General features: G+C 70.8%; 9 protein-coding genes and 1 pseudogene. 3 read left to right on the plus strand and 7 right to left on the minus strand.

Annotated features, from left to right (window positions below):
• Positions 1–2: 2 nt before the first annotated feature.
• Positions 3–1,460, minus strand: coding sequence for an adenosylhomocysteinase (gene ahcY / locus OG223_RS21395; protein WP_329250927.1), 1,458 nt, complete (start codon positions 1,458–1,460; stop codon positions 3–5).
• Positions 1,461–2,000: 540 nt separating this feature from the next.
• Here ahcY and OG223_RS21400 point away from each other — a divergent pair.
• Together OG223_RS21400 and OG223_RS21405 are read left to right on the plus strand one after the other, a co-directional pair.
• A pseudogene (locus OG223_RS21400) lies at positions 2,001–2,247 on the plus strand (PTS sugar transporter subunit IIA); the annotation flags it as partial.
• A 33-nt stretch (positions 2,248–2,280) separates the two neighbouring features.
• Entirely contained in the window at positions 2,281–2,598 is a 318-nt protein-coding gene (locus OG223_RS21405; RefSeq protein ID WP_329250930.1) for a S26 family signal peptidase, read from the plus strand.
• Positions 2,599–2,717: 119 nt separating this feature from the next.
• Here OG223_RS21405 and OG223_RS21410 read toward each other — a convergent pair whose 3' ends face one another.
• From OG223_RS21410 to OG223_RS21435, 6 genes are all read right to left on the minus strand, one after another.
• On the minus strand, positions 2,718–3,698 hold the full coding sequence (locus OG223_RS21410) for a cation diffusion facilitator family transporter (protein ID WP_329250933.1): 981 nt from the start codon (positions 3,696–3,698) through the stop codon (positions 2,718–2,720).
• 146 nt (positions 3,699–3,844) lie between these two features.
• On the minus strand, positions 3,845–4,996 hold the full coding sequence (manA, locus tag OG223_RS21415) for a mannose-6-phosphate isomerase, class I (RefSeq protein ID WP_329250936.1): 1,152 nt from the start codon (positions 4,994–4,996) through the stop codon (positions 3,845–3,847).
• Positions 4,997–5,105: 109 nt separating this feature from the next.
• Positions 5,106–6,233, minus strand: a complete 1,128-nt coding sequence (locus OG223_RS21420; RefSeq protein ID WP_329250939.1) for an SIS domain-containing protein — start codon at positions 6,231–6,233, stop codon at positions 5,106–5,108.
• 31 nt (positions 6,234–6,264) lie between these two features.
• Positions 6,265–6,435, minus strand: a complete 171-nt coding sequence (locus tag OG223_RS21425; protein WP_190149712.1) for a Trm112 family protein — start codon at positions 6,433–6,435, stop codon at positions 6,265–6,267.
• A 406-nt stretch (positions 6,436–6,841) separates the two neighbouring features.
• On the minus strand, positions 6,842–8,206 hold the full coding sequence (locus OG223_RS21430; RefSeq protein ID WP_329250944.1) for a phosphomannomutase/phosphoglucomutase: 1,365 nt from the start codon (positions 8,204–8,206) through the stop codon (positions 6,842–6,844).
• Positions 8,207–8,391: 185 nt separating this feature from the next.
• Positions 8,392–8,823 (minus strand): DUF3499 domain-containing protein, encoded by a 432-nt coding sequence (locus OG223_RS21435; RefSeq protein ID WP_329265407.1) that lies wholly within the window; start codon positions 8,821–8,823, stop codon positions 8,392–8,394.
• 279 nt (positions 8,824–9,102) lie between these two features.
• Here OG223_RS21435 and OG223_RS21440 point away from each other — a divergent pair, with 279 nt between their 5' ends.
• The gene (locus OG223_RS21440) at positions 9,103–9,552 is read left to right on the plus strand and encodes a metallopeptidase family protein (RefSeq protein WP_019072215.1); all 450 of its coding nucleotides are present in this window, start codon (positions 9,103–9,105) and stop codon (positions 9,550–9,552) included.
• The last annotated feature ends 34 nt before the right edge of the window (positions 9,553–9,586 follow it).

Raw genomic sequence — 9,586 nt, forward strand, 5'->3', positions numbered from 1 at the left:
GATCAGTAGCGGTAGTGGTCCGACTTGTACGGGCCCTCGACCTCGACGCCGATGTACGACGCCTGCTCGGGGCGGAGCGTGGTCAGCTTCACGCCGAGCGCGTCCAGGTGGAGCCGGGCGACCTTCTCGTCGAGGTGCTTGGGCAGCACGTAGACGTCGGTCGGGTACTCCTCGGGCTTGGTGAACAGCTCGATCTGGGCCAGGGTCTGGTCCGCGAAGGAGTTGGACATCACGAACGAGGGGTGGCCGGTGGCGTTGCCCAGGTTCAGCAGGCGGCCCTCGGACAGCACGATGAGGACCTTGCCGTCGGGGAACTTCCAGGTGTGGACCTGCGGCTTGACCTCGTCCTTGACGATGCCCGGGATCTTCGCCAGGCCGGCCATGTCGATCTCGTTGTCGAAGTGACCGATGTTGCCGACGATCGCCTGGTGCTTCATCTTGGCCATGTCCGCGGCCATGATGATGTCCTTGTTGCCGGTCGTGGTGATGAAGATGTCGCCCTTGTCGACGACCTCGTCCAGCGTCGTGACCTGGTAGCCGTCCATCGCCGCCTGCAGCGCGCAGATCGGGTCGATCTCGGTGACGATCACGCGGGCGCCCTGTCCGCGCAGGGACTCCGCGCAGCCCTTGCCCACGTCGCCGTAGCCGAGGACGACCGCGGTCTTGCCGCCGATGAGGACGTCGGTGGCGCGGTTGATGCCGTCGATCAGGGAGTGGCGGCAGCCGTACTTGTTGTCGAACTTCGACTTGGTGACGGCGTCGTTCACGTTGATCGCCGGGAACAGGAGGGTGCCGTCGCGGTGCATCTCGTAGAGACGGTGCACGCCGGTCGTGGTCTCCTCGGTCACGCCGCGGATCTCCGAGGCGAGCTGGGTCCACTTCTGCGAGCCCTCGGAGATGGTGCGGGTCAGGACCTGGAGGACGACGCGGTGCTCGTCGGACTCGGCGGTGTCGAGGGAGGGGACCTTGCCGGCCTTCTCGTACTCGACGCCCTTGTGGACGAGCATGGTGGCGTCGCCGCCGTCGTCCAGGATCATGTTCGGGCCGCCGGTGGGGGTGTTCGGCCAGGTCAGCGCCTGCTCCGTGCACCACCAGTACTCCTCCAGGGTCTCGCCCTTCCAGGCGAAGACCGGGATGCCCTGGGGGTTCTCGGGCGTGCCGTTCGGGCCGACGGCGATGGCGGCGGCCGCGTGGTCCTGGGTGGAGAAGATGTTGCAGGACACCCAGCGGACCTCGGCGCCCAGGGCGACCAGGGTCTCGATCAGGACGGCGGTCTGCACGGTCATGTGCAGCGAGCCCATGATGCGGGCGCCGGCCAGCGGCTGGCTGGCGGCGAACTCGCGGCGGATCGACATCAGGCCGGGCATCTCGTGCTCGGCCAGGGTGATCTCCTTACGGCCGAACTCGGCCAGGGAGAGATCGGCGACCTTGAAGTCCTGTCGGTTGTCGACAGTCGTCATTACGAGGAGCTCCTCGGGGTTGGGGCCTTGTGGATACGGCTGTTCTGCGCGGCGGCGGACACAGGGGTGCCCGAAGGAGGGCACAGGAATGCCCGCGTACGCGCAGCGCAGTCCGTCGGAGGCCCTCTCTCCCTCGGTCGGTCCGCGGAGGGACCGCCCGACCGCCATCAGCAGCGACGTCTGGCTCTCACCCAAGCTACACCGGTGGACCCGGCCGCCCCCAGCCCACCTCCGGACGGATCCAGCCGAACTCCAGCGGGTGTTCAGTGCCGGACCGGGTTTCCGGGGGAGCTGCGACAGGGTGCCCACGAGTGGTGGAGAGAGCGGAGCCGCCAGCGGCGACCAGGGACTTCCGCGTCTTTGAGCGGGACGGTGGATGGTGCCTCGGACGCCACCGACGCCGTTGAAGCTTCGACCCGCACCGACTCGGCGACTCGGCCACCGCCGCTGAAGGGACTTCCGGTTCCGGCTCGCCCGTCGTGAACCCCGCCTCGAACTCCATCGCTGACCCCGACCACCCGAGGGCCCTCCCCGAAGTTCTCCGGCTATCTCACCGAGGAGACCGTGAAGGTCCGGCTGGACTCCGTCGGCAAGGAGGCCGTGATCCGGGAGATGGCCGGGCTGTTGGCGCGGACCGGGAAGGTCGTGGACGTCGAGGAGTTAGTTGGTGGCGACCGCGCTGCGGCGGGAGGCGCGGGGGACGACCGGGCTCGGAGAGGAGATCGCGGTTCCGCATGCCAAGACGGATGCGGTGCGTGCGGCGGTCGTCGGGTTCGCGCGGTCGGCCACCGTGAACGGAAAGCCGCTGGCGGAGCCCTAGGTGAAGCAGGGTGATGTCGACGGCGTGCACAAGACGTACAACGTGACGGTCCCGAAGGGGCGGCTGTTCCTGCTCGGTGACAATCGTGCCAACGCGAGGGACTCGCGTTTCTTCGCGAGCGACCACGACGGGACGGTGGCCGAGTCCGCCGTCCGGGACCGGGTGACCGACGACCGCGCGCCCCCTGTCGTCATCGGGACGGCTGTCATCGGCGGCGGCGTCCTCGCCCTGGTCGGTGTCGGCCTGGGGATCGCCGCGTTCGTCGTACGGCGGCGGAGGGCGGCGCCAGTCGCGCCGTGGCCCGTGCAGCGGGTCTAGGACCTGTCCGGCGGATCGTGCCGCAGGCACGGGGGCTGGCCCGCCCACCGGCACTGATCAGGCCCCGATGCTTCCCTGCGACCTGATCCGCCGGACAGGCTCAAGTGTGAGCTGCGGACTCAGTGCTCGGCCGGGTGCTGGGCCGGGCCTCCGGGGGTGGCTTCGCGGTCCGGGCCCTTGGTGGCTTCGGACTCGCTGTAGATGTCGGGTTCGAGGTAGATCACGCGGGCGATCGGGACGGCTTCGCGGATGCGGGACTCGGCCGCGTTGATGGCGGTGGCGACCTCGGTGGCGGTGTCGTCGTGCTGGACGGCGATCTTGGCGGCGACGAGGAGTTCCTCGGGGCCGAGGTGGAGGGTGCGCATGTGGATGATGCCGGTGACGGTGTGGCCGTCGACGATGGCGGTCTCGATCTTCTTGACGTCCTCGATGCCGGCGGACTCGCCGAGCAGCAGCGACTTGGTCTCGGCGGCCAGGACCAGCGCGATCAGGATCAGCAGGATGCCGATGCAGAGCGTGCCGATGCCGTCCCAGATGCCGTCGCCGGTGAGCAGGGCCAGGCCGACGCCGCAGAGGGCGAGGACCAGGCCGATGAGCGCGCCGAAGTCCTCCAGGAGGACGACCGGCAGCTCGGGGGCCTTGGCGCGGCGGATGAACTGGGACCAGGAGTGCGTGCCGCGCAGTTCGTTCGACTCCTTGATGGCCGTACGGAAGGAGAAGCCCTCGGCGATGATCGCGAAGACCAGGACGCCCACCGGCCAGTACCAGTGCTCGATGTCGTGGGGGTGCTTGATCTTCTCGTAGCCCTCGTACACGGCGAACATGCCGCCGACCGAGAAGAGGACGATCGAGACGAGGAAGGCGTAGATGTACCGCTCGCGGCCGTAGCCGAAGGGGTGCTGGGGGGTGGCCTCGCGCTGGGCCTTCTTGCCGCCGATCAGGAGCAGTGCCTGGTTGCCGGAGTCGGCGAGGGAGTGGACGCCCTCGGCGAGCATCGAGGAGGAGCCGCTGAAGGCGAACGCGACGAACTTCGATGCCGCGATCGCTAGGTTGGCGCCGAGTGCCGCCACGATCGCCCTGGTGCCGCCTGACGCGCTCATGTGTTCGCGGTGTCCCTTCGCCTTCGTACGTCTACGCCGGACGTGTGCCCCGGATCGGCCGTCCGACCGTCTTTGCCCGTCCTTTGCCGGTGGGCCATTCTTGCAGCCCTGCCCGGCGACGGCGCGTCAGGTATCCACAGGACCGGTCATACGATCACAGTGGCCCGGAAGATCGTGCCCACTCCGGACACCTCGGCCTTGTCTCCGGCCGGGACGAACACCGACTGGCCGGGGGCCAGTTCGAACGCGCCCGCCCGCACCGCACCGGCCGTGCAGAGCAGGATCTGCGGGGTGTCGAGGGTGAGGTCGTGGGCGGCGGTGCCGGCCGGGAGGACGTACCGGGACAGCCGGAACTCGTCGATGGGGGTCTCGTAGACCTCCTCGCCGTCGGGGGACGCCTCGGGGCGCAGTACTCCGGGGTCGCTCGCCTCGAAGTTGACGATGCGCAGGAGTTCGGGGACGTCGACGTGCTTGGGGGTGAGGCCGCAGCGCAGGACGTTGTCGGAGTTGGCCATGATCTCGACGCCGAGGCCGTTGAGGTAGGCGTGCGGGATGCCGGCGCCGAGGAACAGGGCCTCGCCGGGCTGGAGTCGGACGTAGTTCAGGAGCATCGCGGCGATGACGCCCGGGTCGCCCGGGTAGTGGTGGGCGATGTCGGCGTAGGGGGCGTACTCGCCGCCGAGGCGGGTGCAGGCGGTCGCCGCCGCGGTGACCGTGTGGCGCATCTCCTCGGGGTCCGCGGTGAGGATCGCCGTGAGGACCTCGCGCAGGGCGGCTTCCTCGGGGTGCGCGTGCAGGAGGTCGACGTACGGCTTCAGGGAGTCGACGCCGAGGCCCGCGAGCAGATCGGCGGCGCGCAGCGGGTCGCGGAAGCCGCACAGGCCGTCGAACTCCGTGAGCGCGCAGATCAGTTCGGGCTTGTGGTTGGCGTCCTTGTAGTTGCGGTGCGGGGCGTCCACGGGGATGCCCCGGCGCTCCTCGTCGGCGTAACCCTCCTTCGCCTGCGCCAAGTTGGGGTGCACCTGGAGGGAGAGCGGGGCGCCGGCGGCGAGGATCTTCACCAGGAAGGGCAGCCGGGGGCCGAATTTCGCGACCGCCTTGGCGCCCAACTCCCGCTCCGGAGCCGCCTCGATGACCTCGACGAGCGTCCCGCGCGCGGTGCGCGAAGGTGCGCCCGGGTGTGCGCCCATCCACATCTCCGCCTGCGGTTCGCCGCTCGGCTCGACGCCGAGCAGCTTGGGGATCGCGGTGGTGGAACCCCAGGCGTAGGGGCGGACGGTGTTGTCGAGGCGGTCCATGTGGCTCTCTACCGGTTCTCTCTGCGTACGACCCGAGGACGACCTGGGTACGACGTGGCTTCGCGCCCCGTACGACGGTGTACGGCGGCTCAGGGCTTCGACGACAAGATCAGGCGCCCGAGGCGAGCGCCAGGTAAACGGCGGCGAAATCCGTCATGGCGATCAGCTCTGCGAGGGTCTCCAGCTCGCCGCCCTCTTCGGGCTCCAGCTCGCTGATCGGCGTGTCGTGGCTGAGGGCCAGGTCACGGGCGTTGGGCGCCGCCGAGAGGCCGCCGATCGGGCGGTCCCGGAGCAGCACCACGCGTGCGTGCAGCGCGGGTGCCTCCTCGACACGGTCCCGGAAGAAGTCGTCGGGGTCGGCGCTCGCGGCGAGCGGGCCGGCCAGCAGGGCGTTGTGCTCGGAGAGCGCCTCGGGCAGTTCGGAGACGAGCGCGGGGCGGCCGGCCAACTCAGCGAGCGCGGCGGCGAACCGACGGCCCGCCGGGCCCGCCGACGTGCCCTCCGTCCAGATCACCGGGAGCGAGTCGGCGAGTTCGGCGGCGAGGGTCTTCGCGGGATTGCTGTACGTCGCGACGGCGGGCCCGCAGCGCTCGGCGACCTGGTCGAGGCGGTCGGCGACCTTCTCCAGGGCCTCCGGAGGCGCGCTGAGCAGGCCGGTGCGGTCCAGGATCGCGAGCAGCGGGGTGAGCAGCGCCCAGAGGACTCCGGGGGCGGAGGCGGCCAGGGGCTCGTCGTGTTCGTACGGCGCGGTCGCCATCGGTACGAAGAGGCCGTGGGCGCCGTCCACCGCTTCGGTGAGCGGGCTGCGGGCCGGGGCTACGGCGACGACCGTGCAGCCGCGGCGGTAGGCCTGTTCGGCGAGCAGGGACAGGCCGGGTTCGCTGCCGTCCGGGGTGGTGATCAGCAGCAGGTCCACGGAGCCGGCCCAGCCCGGGAGTTCCCAGCGCAGGGCGCCGGCCGCGGGGGCGACGCCGGTGGGTGCCAGGCGGGTGACGGGGCTGCTGGCGCCGGCGAGCCTGCCGAGCAGGTCGGCGACGCAGGTGGCGGCGGCGCCGGGGCCCGCGATCAGGATGGCGCGGGGACGGCCGTCCGGCTTCAGGTCGTTCACGCCGGCCTCGGCGGCGTGCCGGGCGGCCGTGCGCACCCTGGCGCCGGCTTCCGCGGCACCGCGGAGCAGGGCTCGGCGGTCGGCCTCGGCCAGGGCGTCCGGGGTGTCGAGCAGCGATTCGTCGAGCATGGGCGGCGGCCTCCGATCGCGTCGTCGTCGGTTACGCGGGGTGGCGGGCCTCGTCGACGAGGAGGACGGGGATGCCGTCCCGTACGGGGTAGGCCAGGCCGCAGTCCTGGCCGGTGCAGATCAGCTCGGTGTCCTGCTCCTTGAGGGGGGCGTGGCAGGCCGGGCAGGCCAGGATCTCCAGGAGGCCGGCTTCGAGCGGCATGAGGTGTCCCTCCGAGGGGGTGTCTGCGACGCTTGGGCGGATGTGCCTGGTCAGGGTACCGCCGGTGGGAGGTGTGCGCCGGGGTTGGGGCGGACGTCCCTGGGGGCTGCGCCCCCGGACCCCCCTTCGGCCTGAACGGCCTCGTCCTCAAACGCCGGACGGGCTGAGAATGCGGGCCTGCGCTGGAGAGGTGCGCCCCTTCGGGGTGGGCGCCCAGCCGCCGAACAGGCCGAGCATGCCCCACCAGCCCTGAAGAGTTCGCCCCCTCCGAGTGGCCGGGAGAGCCCGGGCCAGTGAACTCACCCCCGGACGCCGGACAGGCCCAGAATCCCGACCAGCGCCCAAGAGGTGCGCCCCACCGACCGAGCACCGGCCGGCATCAACAAAACCCCTGGCCGACGCACCGTCACCCCCTGATGATCCCCAAGACCTCGTCCCGCACCTTCCCCATCGTCGCCTCGTCCCGTGCCTCCGCGTTGAGTCGCAGCAGCGGTTCCGTGTTGGACGGGCGGACGTTGAACCACCAGTCGGCGGAGGAGACGGTGAGGCCGTCGAGTTCGTCGAGGGTCAGGTCGGGCCGGTCCTCGTAGGCGGTGCGGATCGCCGCGAGTCGGGCCTGCTGGTCGTCGACCGTGGAGTTGATCTCGCCGGAGCCCACGTAGCGGTCGTACTGGGCCACGAGGGCGGAGAGGGTGCCGTCCTGGCCGCCGAGCGCGGCGAGGACGTGGAGGGCGGCCAGCATGCCCGTGTCGGCGTTCCAGAAGTCCTTGAAGTAGTAGTGCGCGGAGTGCTCGCCGCCGAAGATCGCGCCGGCCTTCGCCATCTCGGCCTTGATGAAGGAGTGGCCCACGCGCGTGCGGACCGGTGTGCCGCCGTTCTCCTTGACGACCTCGGGGACCGACCAGGAGGTGATCAGGTTGTGGATGATCACGCCCGTGCCGCCGTTCCTCACCAGCTCGCGGGAGGCCACCAGCGCGGTGATCGCGGACGGGGAGACCGAGTCGCCGTTCTCGTCGACCACGAAGCAGCGGTCGGCGTCGCCGTCGAAGGCGATGCCGAGGTCGGCGCCCTCCTCGCGGACGCGTGCCTGGAGGTCGACGATGTTGGCCGGGTCGAGCGGGTTGGCCTCGTGGTTCGGGAAGGTGCCGTCCAGCTCGAAGTACATCGGGACCAGGGTGAGCGGCAGGCCGGCGAACACGGTCGGGACCGTGTGGCCGCCCATGCCGTTGCCCGCGTCGACGACGACCTTCAGGGGGCGGATGGAGGTCAGGTCGACAAGGCCGCGGAGGTGCGCCGCGTAATCCTCCAACGTGTCCCGTTTCGTGATCGTTCCCGTCGGGCCGGACACCTCCGGGGCGCCCGAGTCCAGCCAGGACTCGACGAGTTGGCGGATCTCGGCGAGGCCGGTGTCCTGGCCCACGGGGGCCGCGCCGGCCCGGCACATCTTGATGCCGTTGTACTTCGCCGGGTTGTGCGAGGCCGTGAACATGGCGCCGGGGAGGTCGAACGCGCCCGACGCGTAGTAGAGCTGGTCCGTGGAGCACAGGCCGATCTCGGTCACGTCGACGCCGCGCGCCGCCGCCCCGCGCGCGAAGGCGGCGGAGAGGCCGGGCGACGAGGGCCGCATGTCGTGTCCGGTCACGATCGCGCTCGCGCCGGTCACCTGGACGAAGGCCGCTCCGAACAGCTCGGCCAACGACTCGTCCCACTGGTCCGGGACGACGCCCCGTACGTCGTACGCCTTCACGAGCTGCGACAGATCAGCAGACACGGCCAACCCTCCAGAAAGTTCTATCGGTCGCCCCAAACTACCCGCCCGCAACGGCATCTCGACGTGCGGTAACTGAGCCGTCCACAGACTCTTACCTGAGCTCGGGGCAGCGCTGCGCGCGGCAAGTCCTCTCAGGGGACGCCGTCATGATGAGGATCGTTGAACGAACTGGCGGTCAGGCGCCGTCAGTTGTCCGGTGAGCGCAGCACCCGCAGATGGCCCCGGCGTGCGACCTCCATCGGGTCCGCCGTGCGGGCACCGCCTCCGCCGCCGGCCCCTGCCGCCCGCTCCTGGGGGCGGGCCGCCTCACGCACCGCGTTGGCGAGCGCTTCCAGGTCGTCGCCGCTGGGGCGGGCCGGAGCGGAGCTGTCGAGGAGGCGGACGACTTCCCAGCCGCGGGGCGCGGTGAGGCGCTCGGAGTGCTCGGCGCACAGGTCGTAGCAGTGGGGTTCGGCGTAGGTGGCGAGCGGGCCGAGGACCGCGGTCGAGTCGGCGTAGACGTACGTCAGCGTCGCGACGGCGGGGCGGCCGCAAGCGGTGCGCGAACAGCGACGTACAGGGCTCACGACGTTGGACGCTACCGCACTCTTGAGCGGGCCGCGACGACTCTCCCCCAGGTCACCCCACCGTGTCGGGCTGTGAATCACCCCACACACCTCACCGGCAACGCACCACTGACCTGCACGGACACCCCTTCCCGGGATCTCGAACAGGGTCGAGCCCGGTCACCACTCGGCACAAACACCGTCAATTGCCTTGAGAGCGACGGTCTTGGAGACATACGGAATCGAGCCCAACCTTGGCTGGAATGGTCATCCGGCGACATGCCGTGCGGAGCGCCCGACGGCGGGTGGAGTCGGGCGGCGGGACCCGGCGGGGACTACGCTTCACCAGTGATGGACACCCCCGTACCGCCCCCTGCCGCCGGACCCGGGCCCCGCCGCCGCGATCGCCACGGCCGGGGCATGCGCGGCCCGATCGCGCCGCCTCAGGTTCCGCTCGCCGCGAGCCGCGCCGAGGCGTTCGCGGATCTGGTGCAGGACTCCGTGGAGCGCCTGGAGCGACGCTGGCCGCAGTTGGCCGACATCGATTTCCTCGTCCTGGAAGTCCCTCGACTGGGTGGCGCGGGCGAGGGCTGGAACGACGAGTCGGTGCCCCTGGGGGGCACGATCGCCGCCCGCGAGGGGCAGCCCGCGCGCGTGGTGATCTACCGGCGCCCGGTCGAGATCCGCACGAAGGGGCGCGACGAACGGGCCGCCCTCGTCCACGAGATCGTCGTGGAGCAGGTCGCCGAACTGCTGGGGCTCACCCCGGAGACGGTCGATCCGCGCTACGGGGAGGACTGAAACACCCTCCCCGCGCGCGTGCCGGTGTCGACTG

The sequence above is a fragment of the Streptomyces sp. NBC_01478 genome, from assembly GCF_036227225.1.
Classification (GTDB): Bacteria; Actinomycetota; Actinomycetes; order Streptomycetales; family Streptomycetaceae; genus Streptomyces.

Bases quoted from the DNA above. Each gene is read 5' to 3' on its own strand.
- OG223_RS21440 (WP_019072215.1), top strand. From the start codon at position 9,103: ATGGACACCCCCGTACCGCCCCCTGCCGCCGGACCCGGGCCCCGCCGC.
- OG223_RS21425 (WP_190149712.1), bottom strand. From the start codon at position 6,435: ATGCCGCTCGAAGCCGGCCTCCTGGAGATCCTGGCCTGCCCGGCCTGC.
- OG223_RS21420 (WP_329250939.1), bottom strand. From the start codon at position 6,233: ATGCTCGACGAATCGCTGCTCGACACCCCGGACGCCCTGGCCGAGGCC.
- ahcY (WP_329250927.1), bottom strand. From the start codon at position 1,460: ATGACGACTGTCGACAACCGACAGGACTTCAAGGTCGCCGATCTCTCC.
- manA (WP_329250936.1), bottom strand. From the start codon at position 4,996: ATGGACCGCCTCGACAACACCGTCCGCCCCTACGCCTGGGGTTCCACC.
- OG223_RS21410 (WP_329250933.1), bottom strand. From the start codon at position 3,698: ATGAGCGCGTCAGGCGGCACCAGGGCGATCGTGGCGGCACTCGGCGCC.